Annotated in this window: 17 protein-coding genes; 5 read left to right on the plus strand and 12 right to left on the minus strand. The window is 67.8% G+C overall.

The features are described 5' to 3' along the window. Positions 1-51: 51 nt before the first annotated feature. The 9 genes from ACWFRF_RS01130 to ACWFRF_RS01170 form a co-directional block, all read right to left on the minus strand. The gene (locus ACWFRF_RS01130) at positions 52-1,380 is read right to left on the minus strand and encodes a lipase family protein (protein ID WP_452448419.1); all 1,329 of its coding nucleotides are present in this window, start codon (positions 1,378-1,380) and stop codon (positions 52-54) included. Next, positions 1,377-2,336, minus strand: coding sequence for an AurF N-oxygenase family protein (locus tag ACWFRF_RS01135; RefSeq protein WP_452448420.1), 960 nt, complete (start codon positions 2,334-2,336; stop codon positions 1,377-1,379). The genes ACWFRF_RS01130 and ACWFRF_RS01135 overlap by 4 nt, the downstream gene beginning before the upstream one ends. A gap of 84 nt (positions 2,337-2,420) precedes the next feature. Continuing rightward, complete coding sequence (locus ACWFRF_RS01140) at positions 2,421-3,104, minus strand: TetR/AcrR family transcriptional regulator (protein ID WP_378630881.1); 684 nt, start codon at positions 3,102-3,104, stop codon at positions 2,421-2,423. Between the two features lie 172 nt (positions 3,105-3,276). Continuing rightward, positions 3,277-5,505: an acyl-CoA dehydrogenase gene (locus ACWFRF_RS01145; RefSeq protein WP_452448421.1), complete on the minus strand. Its 2,229-nt coding sequence runs from the start codon at positions 5,503-5,505 to the stop codon at positions 3,277-3,279. Positions 5,506-5,507: 2 nt separating this feature from the next. After that, a complete protein-coding gene (locus ACWFRF_RS01150; RefSeq protein ID WP_378630878.1) occupies positions 5,508-6,386 on the minus strand; it encodes an SDR family oxidoreductase in 879 nt (292 codons plus the stop codon). A gap of 12 nt (positions 6,387-6,398) precedes the next feature. Then, positions 6,399-7,271, minus strand: a complete 873-nt coding sequence (locus ACWFRF_RS01155) for a MaoC/PaaZ C-terminal domain-containing protein (protein WP_452448422.1) — start codon at positions 7,269-7,271, stop codon at positions 6,399-6,401. After that, the gene (locus ACWFRF_RS01160; protein WP_101462898.1) at positions 7,268-7,708 is read right to left on the minus strand and encodes a type II toxin-antitoxin system Rv0910 family toxin; all 441 of its coding nucleotides are present in this window, start codon (positions 7,706-7,708) and stop codon (positions 7,268-7,270) included. The genes ACWFRF_RS01155 and ACWFRF_RS01160 overlap by 4 nt, the downstream gene beginning before the upstream one ends. A gap of 35 nt (positions 7,709-7,743) precedes the next feature. Beyond that, entirely contained in the window at positions 7,744-8,934 is a 1,191-nt protein-coding gene (locus ACWFRF_RS01165; protein ID WP_452448423.1) for a lipid-transfer protein, read from the minus strand. Positions 8,935-9,094: 160 nt separating this feature from the next. Continuing rightward, positions 9,095-9,253, minus strand: coding sequence for a hypothetical protein (locus ACWFRF_RS01170; RefSeq protein ID WP_378989807.1), 159 nt, complete (start codon positions 9,251-9,253; stop codon positions 9,095-9,097). A 425-nt stretch (positions 9,254-9,678) separates the two neighbouring features. Between ACWFRF_RS01170 and ACWFRF_RS01175 the strand changes: the two genes are divergently transcribed. The 3 genes from ACWFRF_RS01175 to ACWFRF_RS01185 are packed head-to-tail and all read left to right on the plus strand — an operon-like array spanning position 9,679 to position 12,583. After that, a complete protein-coding gene (locus ACWFRF_RS01175; protein WP_378989805.1) occupies positions 9,679-10,929 on the plus strand; it encodes a sensor histidine kinase in 1,251 nt (416 codons plus the stop codon). Beyond that, on the plus strand, positions 10,929-11,357 hold the full coding sequence (locus ACWFRF_RS01180) for a roadblock/LC7 domain-containing protein (RefSeq protein WP_378989804.1): 429 nt from the start codon (positions 10,929-10,931) through the stop codon (positions 11,355-11,357). Before ACWFRF_RS01175 ends, ACWFRF_RS01180 begins: the two co-directional genes overlap by 1 nt. 2 nt (positions 11,358-11,359) lie before the next feature. Next, a complete protein-coding gene (locus tag ACWFRF_RS01185) occupies positions 11,360-12,583 on the plus strand; it encodes a cytochrome P450 (protein ID WP_387447030.1) in 1,224 nt (407 codons plus the stop codon). Between the two features lie 48 nt (positions 12,584-12,631). Here ACWFRF_RS01185 and ACWFRF_RS01190 read toward each other — a convergent pair whose 3' ends face one another. After that, positions 12,632-13,861, minus strand: coding sequence for a cytochrome P450 family protein (locus tag ACWFRF_RS01190; protein WP_449960967.1), 1,230 nt, complete (start codon positions 13,859-13,861; stop codon positions 12,632-12,634). A 207-nt stretch (positions 13,862-14,068) separates the two neighbouring features. Then, positions 14,069-14,200 (minus strand): hypothetical protein, encoded by a 132-nt coding sequence (locus tag ACWFRF_RS01195; RefSeq protein ID WP_378989802.1) that lies wholly within the window; start codon positions 14,198-14,200, stop codon positions 14,069-14,071. Between the two features lie 171 nt (positions 14,201-14,371). Between ACWFRF_RS01195 and ACWFRF_RS01200 the strand changes: the two genes are divergently transcribed. Both ACWFRF_RS01200 and ACWFRF_RS01205 read left to right on the plus strand, forming a co-directional pair. Then, positions 14,372-15,169: an SAM-dependent methyltransferase gene (locus tag ACWFRF_RS01200; RefSeq protein ID WP_378989801.1), complete on the plus strand. Its 798-nt coding sequence runs from the start codon at positions 14,372-14,374 to the stop codon at positions 15,167-15,169. 169 nt (positions 15,170-15,338) lie between these two features. After that, positions 15,339-16,406, plus strand: a complete 1,068-nt coding sequence (locus tag ACWFRF_RS01205) for an alpha/beta hydrolase (RefSeq protein ID WP_452448424.1) — start codon at positions 15,339-15,341, stop codon at positions 16,404-16,406. A 57-nt stretch (positions 16,407-16,463) separates the two neighbouring features. Here ACWFRF_RS01205 and ACWFRF_RS01210 read toward each other — a convergent pair whose 3' ends face one another. After that, positions 16,464-17,090, minus strand: coding sequence for a TetR family transcriptional regulator (locus tag ACWFRF_RS01210; RefSeq protein ID WP_378989799.1), 627 nt, complete (start codon positions 17,088-17,090; stop codon positions 16,464-16,466). Positions 17,091-17,111 lie beyond the last annotated feature (21 nt).

Genomic DNA, 17,111 nt, shown 5'->3' on the forward strand with positions numbered 1-17,111 from the left:
CCTGCCGGCAGACCCACTATTTCCTATCTTACCAGCGAGTAAGTTGTTGCTTCAGGCTGCGTGACGAGCCTTGCTCCCCGTGCGCTCCCTGCCGTGACCGGCCGACGAGGCCGTGATGGGCCGCCCGAAGAGGACCCGGAGCACGACCCGCGCGAGGGCGCCGAACCCCCGACGGCCCGCGGGCAGCGCGAGCACGCTGCGCACCGTCCGGGTCTGCGACGGTGTCACCGCGACGCCGGTGAATCGGTCGTCGAGCCAGTTCAAGCTCAGCGGCGTCGACAGCGGCAGCAGCGAGATGTGCTCGCTCGCCCGATCGCGCAGGTAGGTCACGTGCGCGCCCTGCTCGCGGTAGCGCTGCACCAGCGCGTCGATATCGTCCACCGCGATGATCTGGTCGTGCACGGCTTGCACCACCAGCAGCGGCACCGAGGGCGCCCGGTCCCCCAGCGTGAGATCGGCGAAGACGGCCAACATCGCCTCCATGGCGAGCAACTCGGCGATCGGGGTGCCGCTGTGCCGGTCGACGTTGTAGCGGGCCAACCGCAGCACCGCGGCGGCGGTCGTCGACTCGGCGGCCTTGTCGAGTACCGCGCGACCCTCGTCGCTGAAATGGGTGGCGACGAGGTCCTCGAACGCCGGATACACCCGGCGCAGCGCGGCGACGACGAGGGTCGGCAAGCCCGCGTGCAGCCCGCCGTTGAGGCGATGGAAGGTCGAGACCAGATCGCCCACCGGGGAGCCGAGCACAGCGCCTGCGATGTCGAGCTCCGGCGCGTAGGTCGGCGCCATCTCCGCGGCCCACGCCGTGGCCAGCCCGCCGCCCGAGTACCCCCACAGCCCGACCTGCGCCTGCGGGTCGAGACCGCCGGGCTCGAAGGCCAGGGCCGCGCGGATGCCGTCGAGTGCGCGGTAGCCCGGTTCACGCGGCGCTCCCCATGCGCCGAGCATGCCTTCGTGATCCGGAATCGAGATCGCCCAACCCCTGGCCAGCGCATCGGCGAAACACAGCTGTTCGACGTGCACGAAGGTACCGACGGCGCGAGAGCCGCGCCGCAACGCGTAGGACGGAAACGACCGCGGCGAGATGGCGTCGATCGCGCACTGGAACGACAGCAGTGGGGCACCGGGCGCGACACCGCCCCTCGGCGCCACCACGGTGGTGACGGACGCCTCGGGCATGCCGTGGAGATCGGTCGTGCGATACAGCAGCTGCCAGGCCCGCACCTTCATGCCGATTACACCGAACGCGGCGAGCTCGACCGGCCGCGAACGCAGGATCGTGCCCTCGGCAAGGGTCTCGAACCCGGGCCTCGGCGCGAAGAAAGGATCCTTGTCCGGGAGCACGGCGGCCGTGGGCGCGGACCAGCTTTCGGCCCTCATGCGGTCCTGCGCGCGGGCTCGCTGCGGTAGCGCGACACCGGTCCGTCGATACCGAGCAGCTGCCAGACGCGCTTGGCGACAGGATTCATCAGGCCGATGTCGGTCGCGAGCGCGCGGACATCGGTGAACACATCCCGCTTGATATGGCGCGAGTGCTCGTTGCGCCAGTACGCGTCTCGCATCACCTCGCCCGGAATCCCGAACTTCTCGGCGAACTCCTTCGGTGGTGTCGCGATCATCGCCAGCATTACCCGCATGATGATCGGGAAGGCCACGGACAGGACGGTTTTCGACACGACGTTCATCGTGGGCACGTTGATCCGAAGATATTCGTGCGCGAACGAGATGTGCCGGGCCTCCTCGGCCACGTGGATCTCCATCACCCGGTGCACCATCGGATGTGGGTCGGTGCCGCTGCGCAGCAACGCCTTCTGCAGGTGATCGATCGGCTCCTCGCCACCGAGCACCAGGGCGAAGAAGAATCCGGGGAAGAACTTCACCGCCGGCCAGATGATCAACGTGAGCTTACGATCGACCGAGCCCATGCCGATCACATCGCGATAGCCGATGCGATTGATCATCTCCTGGAACATCATCGTGTGGTTGCACTCTTCGGCAGCCTCGTGGGTGATGTAGCGGAATTCCGGATCACCGTTGGGCACCGACGGCAGGTACTGCATGAGCCCACGGATGAGCAGCTGTTCGAAGTCGATGCCGACCTTCGCGATGCAGGCTTGGCGCCACAGTCCCATCGCGATCCGCTTCTCGACAGGCTGGGCTTTGTACCAGGGGTGACGGCCGAGCGGGTCCACCTCGGGCAGGATCCAGCGCGGGTCGTCGGAATGCACGGCGAACTCGGGCGAGTCCCAGTCGATGTCGACGTAGGGATCGAAGTGTTTGGTCACCGAGCCTTCGGACAGGCTCTGCAGGACCTCGTGGTAGCTGGACAGCGTCATCGGTGTCTCCTCGGTGCGGTTCCACTACCCAGTTTAGTGGTACCAGCGGTACCACACAAGGGTTGACGCTACTGCGTGTTACATCTAATTTTGCGCCGTCAGTTCGGCGATCGACGTGCGCGGATCGAGCGTGACGCCGACCTCACGCAGACTGGCGTCGATGATCGCCCAGATGGCGATCTGCAGGTAGGACGACAGTTCCGCCGCGTCCATCGGCTGCATCGACCGGCTCAACCACCGGTTCACACTGCCGTCGACGAAGCTCACCAGGCCGAACGACATCGGTTCGGCCACCGCCACCGGTGCGGACTGTGCCCGCAGCGCGCTTTCGAACACCTCGCGCACGGTACCCGCGATGGCGATCTTGGTCCCGGATACGATCGGCGAGTTGTGATCCTTACTGGCACCGGATCCGGCGCCGAGGAAGTAATGCAGGCGCGGATTGGTCGCGATCCAGCCCACGTAGGCGTCGACGGAACGCGCGATCGCCTCGGTGACGGTGCCCTCGGGGTTCAGGGTGGGGGCGAGTACCGCCATCAGGTCGTCGATGATGCGGGTGCGCAGCTGCTCATCGAGGTCTTGGCGGTCTTTGAACAGGCGGTACAGCACCGAGCGTGGGACGCCGGCCAGATCGGCGATCTCCTGGACGCCGACCGAGGCGCCTTGGGCCTGCACGGCCGCGAGGGCGGCGGCGAGGATGAGTTCGCGACGGTCGGCGCGGTGACGGTCCCAGCGGCTGGCTCTGCCGTCGGTGCGTTGTGCGGTCACGTCATCTCCTTCACCGGGTCCGTGCGGTGCAGATGCCGGTTCGGCGCTCTGCTGAATACCACGCTGTGCTGAATACAACGACGAACTGTAGTCCAGCGATTCCACCGATCCGGCCGCGCACGGGCACCGGCGATCGCCCGGGCGCCGGGCGCTTGCCCGACGCCCGGGGCACTCACCCCTGCGCCGCGGCGTCGCGTGGCAGGCCGAGCATCCGTTCACCGATGACATTGAGCTGGACCTCGGTGGTGCCACCGTAGATGGTGGTGGCACGGCCCGCGATCAGCTGTTCCATCGCGTGGTCGCTGCGCTCACCGGGCACCGACACCACACCGGCGACACCGAGTTCGGCGACGATGTACTCCGAAATCGCTTGTCCCAGCGCCATTCCCAACAGCTTTCCGACACTGGACGTGGTGGATACGTCGATGCCGGACAGCTGCTTGAGCACCACCCGTGAACTGATCACGTCCACCGCTCGGCTCTCGGCCATGAGTTCGCCGAGCCGGTAGCGCGCGACCGGCGAGAGATCGCGGCCGATCGCGAAGCGCAGCAGGTCGGTATCGGTGGCGTAGGCCTCCATCTTCTGGCTCAGCGCCACCCGCTCACCGGCCAGTGTCGTCCTGGCCACATGCCAGCCGTCGTCGACCGCCCCGACCACGTTCTCGTCGGGAATGAACACCTCATCGAGGAACACCTCGTTGAACAGCGCCGATCCCGTCATCTCCCGCAGCGGGCGCACCGTGATCCCGGGGCTCGACATGTCGAGCACGAAGTAGGTGATGCCTTCGTGCTTGGGCTTGTCGGGGCTGGTGCGCGCGATCAGCATCGCCCAGTCCGAGAACTGCGCGACCGTGGTCCAGATCTTCTGTCCGCTCACCCGCCAGCCACCGTCGACCTTGATGGCCTTGGTGGTCAGGCTCGCCAGATCCGAACCCGCGCCCGGCTCGCTGAACAGCTGACACCACACCAGCTCGCCGCGCAGTGTCGGCACGACCAGTTCCTGTTTCTGCCGTTCGTCACCGTGTGGAACCAACGCGCCGACCGCCCAGGTGCCCATCAGCAACTGCGGCATCTGGATACCGGAGGTCTTGATCTCCTGCGCGATCACCACCTGTTCGAGCGGCGAGGCCGAGCGGCCGTAGGGCCGCGGCAGGTGCGGGAGATTCCAGCCACCGTCGCCGAGCGCGACGAGCTGGTCGTCCTCGTCATCGATCGCCGCGATCTCGGCCAGCTCGGCCCGGACCGCCGCCCGGATCCGCTCGGCTTCGGCAGGCAATTCCAGCTCGCTCGACAGCGTCAGCCCCGACAGCGCGTAGCCGGCCACCGCCTCGGCTCGTTCGTCACGCGCGCCGAGCTGCCCGCGCAGCGCGAGAGCGCGCCGGTAGTACAGGTGCGCGTCGTGCTCCCAGGTGAAGCCGATCCCGCCGTGCACCTGGATGCACTCCTGGGCGACCTGCACCGCGGCGTCCGGGATGATCAGCGCCGCGACAGCTGCGGCATACTCCGCGGTGTCGTCGTCGCGATCGAGAGCGTAGGCGGCGTCCCACAGCACGGCACGCGCCTTCTCCAGCGCGATGCCCATCTGGGCGCACTTGTGTTTGACGCCCTGGAACTGACCGATCGGCCGACCGAACTGCACCCGGGTCTTGGCGTATTCCGACGCGGTCGACACACACCACGACATCACGCCGACCGCTTCGGCGCCGAGCACCACCGCGGCCACCGACCGCACGCGCGCCGAACTCACCTCGAGCACCCGGTCGAAGGAGAGCTCGAGCGCATCCGCTTGCAGCCGTGCCGAACCGCGCAGCACATCGATGCCGTCCTGCGCGCTGACGGTCAGTTCGATGTTCTCGAAGACGACCCACCGCTGTTCCCCGGCCACCGCGACGGGCGCGATGACGACATCGGCCGACACCGCCCCCAGCACACCGTCGGCCGTTCCGCTGACGGTCAACGTGCCGTCGGTGAGCGTGCCGGTCAGGTTCGAGGTCAGGGCCACCGCGCCGGTGCGCGACCCGTCCGCCAGCCCGGCGATCCGAGCCAGGCTCGGATTGCCCTCGGCGCGAATGTCATCCGCGGCGGCCAGCACCGCGGCGGCGAGCACGGTCGGCACGAACGGCCCGGTGTGCAGGCCACGCCCGAGCGGTTCGAGCGCGACGGCCAGCGTCAGCAGACCGGCGCCCTGACCACCGAGATCCTCGGCGATGTGCAGGCTGAGCAGATCCTGGGCGACGAGGCCGTCCCAGAACGGCAGGACTTTGCCCGCGTCGGTCGACTCGACCGCGGCCCGGACGACCTCGGCGGTGATGGTCCGCTCGACGAAACCGGCGACCGCGTCGGCGAGGGCCAGATGGTCCTCGCTGACACCGACCCCGAGCTCATAACTGTTGCGCGCCATGGCTAGTTGGTCTCTTTCAGCTGGGCGGCCACCTCGTCGATGGTCCACGGTCCGTCGGTCTCGACGGTGCGCACGTCGTGCCAGCCGGCCAGCTCGACGATCGCCCCGCCCTGCACGGCGAACACCTTGCCGGTGATCGCGCAGTCGGCCTCGGCGAGATGGGCGACCAGCGGGGAGATGTTGGCCGGGGAGAACGCGTCGAACTCACCCTCGGGCACCTCGGCCGCGAACAACGCGCCCATGCCAGGAGTGGCCAGAGTCAGGCGGGTACGCGCGATCGGGGCGATCGCGTTCACGCGTACGCCGTAGCGTTCGAGTTCGTCGGCGGCGACCAGCGTGAGCGCGGCGATGCCGGCCTTGGCCGCACCGTAGTTGCCCTGACCGGCGTTGGGCATGAACGTGCCCGAGGCCGAGGCGGTGTTGATCACCGACGCCGACACCGGGGTACCGGCCTTGGACTGTGCCTTCCAATACGCGGCGGCGTGATGCAGGGTGGCGGCGTGGCCCTTGAGGTGCACCGCGATGACCGAATCCCACTGCGACTCGTCCATGCCCGCGATGAACGCGTCACGCAGGATGCCCGCGTTGTTCACCACGATGTCCAGCGTTCCGTACTCGCTGACCGCCTGGTCGACCAGCGCTTTCGCGCCGTCCCAGGTGGCGATGTTGTCGGTGTTGGCGACCGCGGCACCGCCGGCGGCGACGATCTCGTCGACCACCTGCTGGGCCGGGCCCGCGTCGGTACCGGTGCCGTCGTTGGCGCCGCCGAGGTCATTGACCACGACCTTGGCGCCTTCGCGGGCGAACAGCAGCGCGTGTTCGCGGCCGATGCCACGACCGGCGCCGGTGATGACCGCGACACGACCGTCGAGTTTTCCCATGAGTCTTGTCTCCTAGTTGATTTCGACGCGACCGTCGGTGATCGCGATCTGGCCCGCGGCTTCGGTTTCGAAGGCGTAGGCCCGCACCCCGGGATCAGCGGATTCGGTGGGCCAGAAGGTGGTGGTGATGTCCTGGCCGGGCAGCACCGGCTTGGCGAATCGCACGGCCAGCCTGCGCAGGCGCGCGGTGTCGCCGCCTGCGAGTTCGGTCAGCGCGGCCCACGAGGTGAACGCCATGGTGCACAGACCGTGGTTGATGATGCCGGGAAGCCCGGCCATCCGGGCGATCTCGTCGTCGAGGTGGATCGGCATCGGGTCGCCCGAGGCCGGCGAGTAGCGGAAGGTCTGGTCGTCGTCGATGTGGGCGGTGACCGACGCGGCCGGATCGCCTGCCCGATCCTCGTCGGTGATCCGGTGGGTGGGCGCGAGCTCCCCTTCACCGGGACCGGCGTCGACCTTGCGGAAGAACGCGGTCATCCACTGTTCGTTGACGAGCTCACCCGCCGCGTCGCGGGTTTCGGCGTAGATGACGACCGTGGAGCCGTTCGGGCGGCCCACGTAGCCGATCGGCTTGGCCCGCACCACCAGTTCGTCACCGGCCCGGATCGGACGGTGGAACAGGAAGTCCTGCTCACCGTGGACCAGCTTCATCAGCAGCTCCACCGGCGCGACCGACAGCGCGGCGGGCGCCATCGAGGTGAACACCGGCACCACCGCGAACACCGGCGGCGCGATCTCGCCCGACCGGTGCGCGGGGACCGGATCATTGGTCGCCGCGGCGTATTGCGCGATTCGTTCAGCAGTGACCGAGAACCGCTCTTCGTCGGTCCACTCCCCCAGGGCGGAGCCGTCGAAGACGACTCCGGCCGATTCCGAGGTGGTCATGCGGCCGAACCGACGAGCTCGGTGAACTTGGCCATCGACTCCTTCAGGTCGGCTTCGGCGTGCTTGGCGACGGCCTTGCCGATCGGGCCGACGATCATCGCGCCCTTGAAGCTCGCGTCGAACGCGGCCGAGGAGCCGGTGTCGGTGGCGTCGACCTTCAACGCGAATTCGATGGTGACACCGGCCATGCCGGCGCCGGTGATGCGCAGGAACGAGTTCGGCACCACTTCGGCGACGGTCCACTCGATCTTGTTGGCCATGTTCATCACCGACACGACCTCGGTGAAGCGTGCGCCCGCGGCGAGCTCGGCGGGCAGATCGCCGCGCCAGCCCTGGTGGATGGTCAGCCATTCCTCCCAGTTGGCGAGATCGCTGAGCCGGGCCCAGGCCAGCTCGGGTGCGACGGGAAGTGCGGTGGAAACGGACACAGATGCCATGGGGTTACTCCTGGTGTGATTCGGTAGGGGAAAAGTCAGCGGTTGGCGGGGCGGTAGGCGGTCACCACGACCGCGCCACCGAGACCGATGTTGTGTTGCAGGGCGATTCGCGCGTCGGCGACCTGGCGGGCGTCAGCGGTGCCCCGCAGCTGCCAGGTGAGTTCGCTGCACTGGGCCAGACCGGTCGCGCCGAGGGGGTGGCCCTTGGAGATCAGACCGCCCGACGGGTTGACGACCCACTGGCCGCCGTAGGTGGTGGCGTTGTCGTCGACGAGCCGGCCGCCCTCCCCCGGCGCGCACAGGCCCAGAGCCTCATAGGTCAGCAGTTCGTTGGTGGAGAAGCAGTCGTGCAGCTCGATGACATCGACATCCTCGGGCCCGAAACCGGCCTCGGCGTACACCGCTTCGGCGGCAGTGCGCGACATCGAGGAGCCGACCAGATCGATTGCGGTCGGGCGGGTGAACGTCGAGGCGAGGTCGGTGACCATCGACTGCCCGACGATCTCGACCGCGCGGTCGGCCAGGTTGTGCCGGTCCACGAAGTCCTCGCTCGCCAGGATCACCGCGCCGGAACCGTCGGAGGTCGGCGAACACTGCAGCTTGGTCAGCGGGCCGTAGATCTGCTTCGCCGCGAGGACCTCCTCGAGGCTGTATTCCTTCTGGAACTGCGCGTACGGATTGTTCACCGAGTGCTGGTGGTTCTTCACGCCGATCTTGGCGAACTGCTCGGCCGTGGTGCCGTAGAGCTCCATGTGCTCCTTGCCCGCGGCACCGAACATGTACGGCGCGGGCGGCATCGCGAACTCCTGCAGCTCGGCCAGCGCCAGCAGGTGCTTCATCATCGGCTGCTCACGGTCGTCGTAGGTCGAACCGAGCGAGCCGGGCTGCATCTTCTCGAAACCCAAGGCGAGGGTGCACTCGGCGAGCCCACCGCGCACCGCTTGCGCCGCCAGGTAGAGCGCGGTCGAACCGGTCGAGCAGTTGTTGTTCACGTTGACCACCGGAATACCGGTCAGCCCCAGCTCGTAGACCGCGCGCTGACCCGAGGTCGACTCGCCGTACACATAACCGACATAGGCCTGCTGCACCCGGTCGTAGTCGATTCCGGCGTCGGCGAGCGCCTTGGTCCCCGCCTCACGGGCCATGTCCGGATAGTCCCACTCCCGCGAACCCGGCTTCTCGAACTTCGTCATGCCGACGCCGACGACGAACACCTTCTGTGTCATGAACGCACTCCCGTGTGCCGTGTGTCCCGAATACCTGAGACACGGTGTCCATGTAATTTAGGTTGGACACCGCGTCCAGGTCAATACCCCGGCGAACACAGCCCGCACACGACAAGGGCCGCACCGAGAACGGTGCGGCCCTGGGGTCGTGCTGCCGAGGTCAGGTCTGTTGACCGAACCGGCGTGGTTTCTTCGCGCCCATGATGTCGGTCCACCACGATTGCAGCGGGCTCGGTTCGGGCCAATGAACGGTCGGGTCCTCTTCCTCGGGGTCGGCGGGTGGCACGTCGGACGGGTCGTCGTCGAGATCGCTGGTCATGCAGGTTCTTCCTCGAATCGATCGACGGCGCCGCAGCGGGGAGACGAGAGAAGGATGAGCCAGGACTCGAGGCCGGGTGCGGCGACGACGCGTTGGTCGCCGCTGGTCCACGGCTGACCTGTATGCGTTCAACCGTACACGCCGAGGATCAACCGTCGGTATCAATTCACGGCTCTCCACGACAATGCGAGTCACGTTCTGCAGCAACCCGTTTCGTGCACTCGGCGATTCGCACTGCTAACGTGTCCGCATCGCCGAAACGCCGGGCAGCGAGTCCGGTTTCGACCGAACTCACGTGCGCGGTGCCCAATTGTGGTGCGGCGCACTCGGTGTGAGGGCTGGTCGCGGCGAGAAGTCTCGTCGGAGAGACCGGCGAGGACCCGGCCACCACGGCTCTTCGGTCGGTACAGACGACAAAGGAACCGATGACTCCGACGCTCGCGGTCTTCTTGTTCTCCATCGCAACACTGGTCCTGCTCGGCGCGGTCGCTGTCGCGCTGCAGGCCCTGCGCAACGAACGTCAGATCCGCGCCCGCCTGGCGGCGGCCGAGCGCGATCTCCACGCCAAGAACACAGCGATGGAGCAGATGTCGCTGGCCCACGCGGAGGAACTCCGGGCGTGCGAACACGACGCGGCACTCGCCGACCGCGCGGCCGAACAGCGCACCGTGGCACAGGTCGAGGCGGCACACGAGGCGACGCGCGCCCAGGTCTCCGCCGACGCCCGCGCCGCCACCAGCAACGCCGTGCGCGCGTTCGGCACCACCGTGGTGAGTCTCGGCGCCGACGTGGGCCAGGTCGTGAGCAACGCGCTGCGGGAGAACCGCAACGACGAGGTCTACGCGACACTCACCCGGATCGACCACACCGTCCAGCAGATGATCCGTCAGGCCCAGGCCTACGTCATCGTCTCGGGCGGGCTGCCGGGCAGACGCTGGCCGCAACAGACCGTCGGCGACGTGGTGGGCGGCGCCACCGGCCGGGTGCGCGACTATTTGCGCGTGCGCACGGGCCACTGCGAACTGGTGGTCATGAGCCGGGCGGTGGAGCCGCTGGTGCACACGGTCGCGACCCTGCTCGACAACGCGCTGCGCTACTCGCCGCCGTCGTCGTTCGTCGACATCTCCTACCAGCAGGGCCATCACGGGGTCACCGTGATCATCGATGACGCGGGCGTGCGGATGAGCCACGAGCAGATGGAGGAGGCGCGCCAGGTGCTCTCGGGCGAGCGCGTTGTCGACATCAACGCCCTCGGCCCGTCACCGCGGGTCGGGTTCCCCGGTGTCGCCGCGCTCGCACGCCGTTACGGCTTCGCCGCCTATGTCGACGGACCCAATATCTACGGCGGCACCAGGGCGATGGTGTTCGTTCCCGCGGCGCTGCTCGTCACGGCCACCGAGGTGCACCGGCCCAAGCATGCCGAGGCGCCGGAACCGGTCGCGCCACCACCACCTGTCTCCGAGATCAGCGCGTCGGCGCCCGAGCTGGACGTGGCCGAGCTCGACCGCACCACCGGCGGGCTGCCCAAACGCACGCGCCGCACCGTGGCCCCGGCCGACGAGCGCGCCGACACCGGCGAGGTGCTCGCGCGCCCCGAGCTCGCGGCGGCCTGGCACAGCGGCTCCAGACACGGCCGCGCCGCGGCCGCACGCTCGACGAAAGGGCACGACAGCTGATGAGTACTCCGATCTCCAACAGCACCAACCGCCTCGCGTGGCTGCTGGACGACCTGGCGCTCGACGGCGTCCGCTTCGCGGTGTTGTTATCCGAGGACGGCCTACGCGTGGCGCACTCGGGCGCCATCTCCATCGACGACGCGGAGCGTTTCGCGGCCGCCGCGTGCGGGCTGCGCTCGCTGGGCAAGGTGCTCGGTGAGTTCTGTGGCGGACTGGCGAACACCGTGCGCCAGAACATGACCGAATACGACGAGGGCATGGTGCTGATCACCGCCGCGGGCGCGGGCACCCTGCTCGGCGTCGCCACCACCGGCGATGTGGACCTCGCGCTCATCGCCCATCGCATGAACGAGCTGGCCGCCAGGGTCGGCCACGAACTCGGCGCGTCGCCGAGGCACCGATCCTCGACTCAGGAGTACTCGCTGTGACACTGGATGTTTCGCCGGACTCGCGCAGCGGCCAGGACCGGGTGCCGCTGTACTCGCCGGAATTCGCCGCCGACCCGCAGAGCACCTACCGCGAGATGCGGCACCGCTTCGGTTCGCTGGTACCGGTCGATCTGGTGCCCGGGGTCCCCGCCACCCTCGTGATCGGCTACCGCACCGCGGTACAGATTCTCAACGATCCCGACCATTTTCCGGCCGACCCGAAGATGTGGCAGCGCGACATCCCCGCCGACTGCCCTGTCCTGCCGATGATGCGCTACCGCCCCAACGCGATCCGCACTGCCGGCGCCGAGCACACGCGCCACCGGCAGGTCACCGTCGCGGGCCTGGCGGGTGTCGACCTGTACCAGCTGCATCGCACCGTCGAGCAGATCGCGATGCCGGTGATCAACTCCTTCTGCGCGGACGGCCGCGCGGATCTGTTGAGCCAGTATGCCTTTCCTGTCATCTTCGCCACCATCAACGCGATGCTCGGTGTGCCCGCCGATATCGGCGGGCACATCGCGACCGGCATGGCGCAGATGTTCGAGGGCGGCGACACCGCGGCCAGCGGTACGCAGATGATGGAGGACGCGCTCTACGACCTGGTGCGGCTCAAGCAGAGCGAACCCGGCGACGACGTGACGACCCGGTTGGTACAGCATCCGCAGCGGCTCACCGACGAGGAGCTGATGAACCAGGTACTCACGATGTACGGCGCGGGGATCGAGCCGATGCTCAATCTGATTCTCAATACGGTGCGGCTGATGCTCACCGATCAGCGATTCGCGGGCAGCTTGCTCGGCGGTAGCCTGTCCACCCGCGACGCACTCGACGAGGTGCTCTACACCGACCCGCCGATGGCCAACTTCTGCACCACGTATCCGCGACAGCCGATCCTGGTCGACGATGTGTGGCTGCCCGCGCATCAGCCGGTCGTCATCAGCATGGCCGCGTGCAACAACGATCCCGCGATCGGGACCGGCGATTTCCTCGACAACCGCGCGCACCTGGCGTGGAGCACCGGCCCGCACGGCTGCCCGGCGAAGTCGCCCGCCTACCTGATCGCCCAGGAAGCCATCGACCAGCTCCTCGACGCGCTGCCCGAACTCGAGCTCGCGGTGCCGCCGGAGGAATTGGTCTGGCGGCCAGGGCCTTTCCACCGGGCGCTGGCGGGCCTGCCGGTGATGTTCCCGAGCACCGCACCGCTGGTGGTGCCCGGCAACTGAATCCCCTCGCTCGGCCGACCCGCGCGGGTCGGCCGAGCGAGTTCGGCGCTACGCGCCGTGGATGTAAGCCGGCAGGTGGCGGTGGCCGTTGGAGATGAAGCTGGGCACAGTGCCCAGTTCGGTCACGGGAGCGGCGAGCTTCAGCTCGGTGAACCGCTCGAACAGCGCCGGCAGCGAGACCAGTGCCTCGAGGCGGGCCAGCGGCGCACCGAGGCAGTGGTGCGCGCCGTAGCCGAATGCCATGTGCGACTGCTTCTCGCGCGTGGGATCGAACTCGTCCGCGGTGTCGCCGTGCAGCTTCGGGTCACGCGCGGCCGCGGCGTAGCTGGCCAGAATCGGGTCACCCTTGGCGAACTGGATACCGTCGATGTCGATGTCCTCCACCGCGAAACGCAACGGCAGATGCGCGACCGGTGATTCGAATCGCAGCGTCTCCTCGACCAGATCGGGCCAGGTGATCGTGCCCTCGCGCACGCCCGCGAGCACATCGGGCCGGGTGAGCAGAGCGGTGATGGCCTGATCGAGCAGATTCACGGTGGTCTCGTGACCCGCCGAGATCACCAGCAGCAGCGTGCCGACCAGCTCTTCCTCGGTGAGCTGGCCCTCGTCCTCGTCGCGCTGGACGATCAGCAGACTGGTGATGTCGTCGCCGGGCTGTTCGCGCCGCAACGCCACCAGTTCACCGAGGATCCGGTACATCTCCATGTAGTTGGCCTGCGACTGCTCCGGGGTGAGCGAGGTGTCGAAGATGCCGTCGATGCAGGTGCGCAGGCCGGGGTTCAGCGATTCCGGCACGCCCATCAGCTCCGAGATCACCTGGATCGGCAGCGGGTAGGCGAACTGCTCGCGCAGGTCCACGGTCTGACCGGCCGGGGTGGCTGCCAGCTCGTCGAGCAGTTCGGTGGTGATGCGCTCGACCTGTGCGCGCATGGCCTCGGTGCGCCGCGCGGTGAAGGCCGGCGCCACCAGCTTGCGCAGCCTGCGGTGATCGCTGCCGTAGGCGGTGAACATGTTCGGCGCCGAAACCCACAGGTACAGCGGCCAATCCGGGGGGATCTCACCGGCGACGAAGGCGGGCCAGTGCTGGCTCGCGTCCTTGGAGACCCGGGGATCGACGAGCAGTTTCTCCAGCAGCGCGGCGTCGGTGATCGACCATGCCTGCACCCCGCCCGGCAGCTCGACCCTGGTGGCGGGACCATGCGACCTGATCTCGAGGTTCTCACCCTGAATGTCTTGCCCAGTCGGGTCCATTACGACCCGATTCGTCACCGTTTCCATTGTGAAACCTCTCGATCACCCGGCGCCTCGCAGACCCCGTCTTCCGAGGTCGCAGCGAAACATCTTGCTGGACTAGCCCTTACGGGCCGTTAGCGATGCTACCGGCCGAACGTCTCTGTCGCAGTGAACACTTGGAATGGGGATCACACAGTGAGATCGAACTATCGGCGCTGCCGGAACGGATACCCACGGACCGGGCTTCCGGTGTCACTTGGGCACGAGAACACCCGTCAGATCGGCTTCCCGGATGGGGGTGTCCGGATCGGCCTGCGCGCCACACATCAGATCGATGGCGGCGACGGACACGGTGGCTACAGCATTCCTGCGCAGTGTCGTCATGGAGCGGCTTTACCCGATTCCGGCCGTCGCACGCAGCGGTGAACGTTCACGGATTGACCCGACCGTTTCAGTGCCAATCTTGTACTGTCGCAGCCAGATCAGATGCTATGTCGCTGGTGGTTCTCCCCTGGGTGGGCGCGCCACTGTCAAAGTTGCAGAGGAGCAAGGCTCATGGCCGACGTGCAGACCCCGATGATCAGGACCGATATCCCCCATTCAGCACGGATCTGGAACTACTGGATGGGCGGTAAAGACCACTACGAGATCGACAAGATCGCCGGCGACGCCGGGCTGGCGGTCGACCCCGACATCTCGACCATGGCCGTGCAGTCGCGCCAGTTCCTGATCAGGGCCGTCCGCTTCCTGGCGAAGGAACGCGGCATCAAGCAGTTCCTCGACATCGGCACCGGCCTGCCCACGATGCAGAACACGCACGAGGTCGCCCAGGGCGTCGCCCCGGACGCCAAGGTGGTCTACGTGGACAACGACCCTCTGGTGCTCACCCACGCGCGCGCACTGCTCACCAGCACCACCGACGAAGGCGTCACCACCTACATCGACGCCGACTTCCACGACCCCGAACAGATCGTCGCCGACGCGCGCAATGTGCTGAACTTCAACGAGCCGATCGCGGTGATGTTCATGGGTGTTCTCGGTCACGCCAAAACCTACGACGACCTGCTGCGCATCGTGGGCACCGTGGTCGGCGCAGTGCCCTCGGGCAGCTACCTGATCTATTGGGACGGCACCGACGACAGCCAGGCCTACGTCACCCTGTGCGAGAACTACACCGGCACCGGCGGCACACCGTATGTCCCGCGCCCGCAGGCCCAGATCCGCGGTGTTTTCGACGGGCTGGAAGTAGTCGAACCGGGCGTCGTCTCGATCACCCAGTGGCGTCCGGAAACTGCCGAGGTGGGCCAGGTCCTCCCGATCTCGGCGTACGGCGCGGTCGCCCGCAAACCCTGACCCGCGCCGCCGTCCGCCACCCGCGACACGCCCCATCCGAGCCCTGCTCGCATGGGGCGCGGCCGCGTGGATCGCCCGCGGATTCGGAGGAAGCCTCAGGGACAAGATATGGTGATACAGGGAGTTACAGTTAGTTTTCTCCCACCGTCTCGACGTTCCGGAGAATTACATGGGCCCCCTGTCGGTTGCACTGCGCAACGTGGTCGCGCTCTTCAACGACGGCGTCGAGCCGTACGCGCCGACGCCGTCGGACATCGTCTACGACGAACCGCACCGCAGGCTGCTGCGCTACCGGCGCTCCACCCCCGCCACCGGCGATCCCGTGCTGCTCGTGCCGCCGTTGGCGGTGACGATCTCCTGCTACGACATGCGACCCAGCCAGAGCCTGGTGCGATTCCTGCTCGAGCTGGGACGTGAGGTCTATGTGCTCGACTACGGCGAGATCACCTACGCGGACCGCGATCTCGGCTTCGAGGAATGGGTCGACGACATCGTGCCCACCGCGATCGAGGCGGTCAGCGCGGACAACAGCCACTCCCCCGTCGACCTGATCGGCTGGTCCTTCGGCGGCACCATCAGCGTGCTCACCGCCGCCGGGCACGCCGACCTGCCGATCGGTTCGGTCACCGCGGTGGGAACCCCGTTCGATCAGCGCCGCAACGGTCAGATCTCGCTGGCCCGCAAATTCGGGCAGCTCACCGGCGGCCGCGAGGTCACCGTGCCGGTCCGCGTGGCAGGCGGCGTGCCGAAGTACGGGGTGCGGGCGGGTTTCCGTATCCAGTCGATCGACCGCGAACTCACCAAGCCCTGGTACATCGCCCGCAATATCGCCGACACCGAGGCACTGGCCCGCATGCAATCGGTGGACCGGTTCATGGACACCATGCCGGGCTACCCGGGCCGGTTCTATCGTCAGGCCTACCGGCAATTGATCATCCGCAACGAAATGTTCAAGGGCACAGTGCATCTGGGCCCGCATCGCGCGATCGATCTGACCGGACTCACCGCGCCGACGCAGCTGATCGGCGGCACCAAGGACGCGCTGGCCTCGTCGGCGTCGGTCGCGGCAGGCATCGGGGTCCTCACCGGCGCGGCGCGGGTTCGGTTCACCGAGGTCCCGGGAAGCCATCTCGGCATCATCGCGGGCCCCACCGCCCGCGACACCACCTGGGCGACGATCGCGGACTTCCTCGACAGTGTGCGGTTGTCCACCCGCACACCTTCACCCACGCACTGACCCGACGGCCCCGGGGTCGATCGATCGCACCCCCGCGCGCCGCTTACGCCGCAGGCGTCACGCGCTGCGCATGGCGCGGTAGACCGCCGAGCCGACGAAGGCGCCGAGGTCATCGGGATTCCACTCGTCGCGGTGGGCGAACAGGGTGCGGACCGCGCTTTCGGCGGCCGAGACCCATAACTCCACCAGCGCGGGCAATTTGCGTTCGGCGTCGTCGACTCCCCAGGCCAGCAGGGTGGGCCGGAGCAACGCCGTGCAGCGCTCGACTGCCAGCTGACGACCACGTCCGAAGGAACCGGCGACGGCGGGATCGGGGTTGCCGTAGATCAGGCGCCAGGCATCGGGGCGCTCGGCCGCCTTGTTGAGCAGGGTGCGGAAACCTTCGACGAACACCGTCTCGTCGGCGTTGGTCGCGCGCGGCGGCAACACGTCGAGCACACCCGAGATCAGAAAACTCTCCTCGCGCTGGATCAGCGCGTCGATCAGCTCGACCCGGTCGGGGAAGCAGGCGTAGATCACCGGGCGGGTGACCTTCATGTAGTCGGCGACCGCGCCCATCGTGACCGCGGCGATGCCGTCGTCGGCGGCGATGGCGAGCGCCGCGTCGAGCACCTGCGGTCTGCGCCGCTCGGGGCCGAGGTGCGCGGCCCGCCCTCGCCGCTGCAGTGCCGTCTCGCTACCCATGCGCCCACCATAGCAACCACC

This window comes from Nocardia sp. NPDC055165, assembly GCF_053606985.1.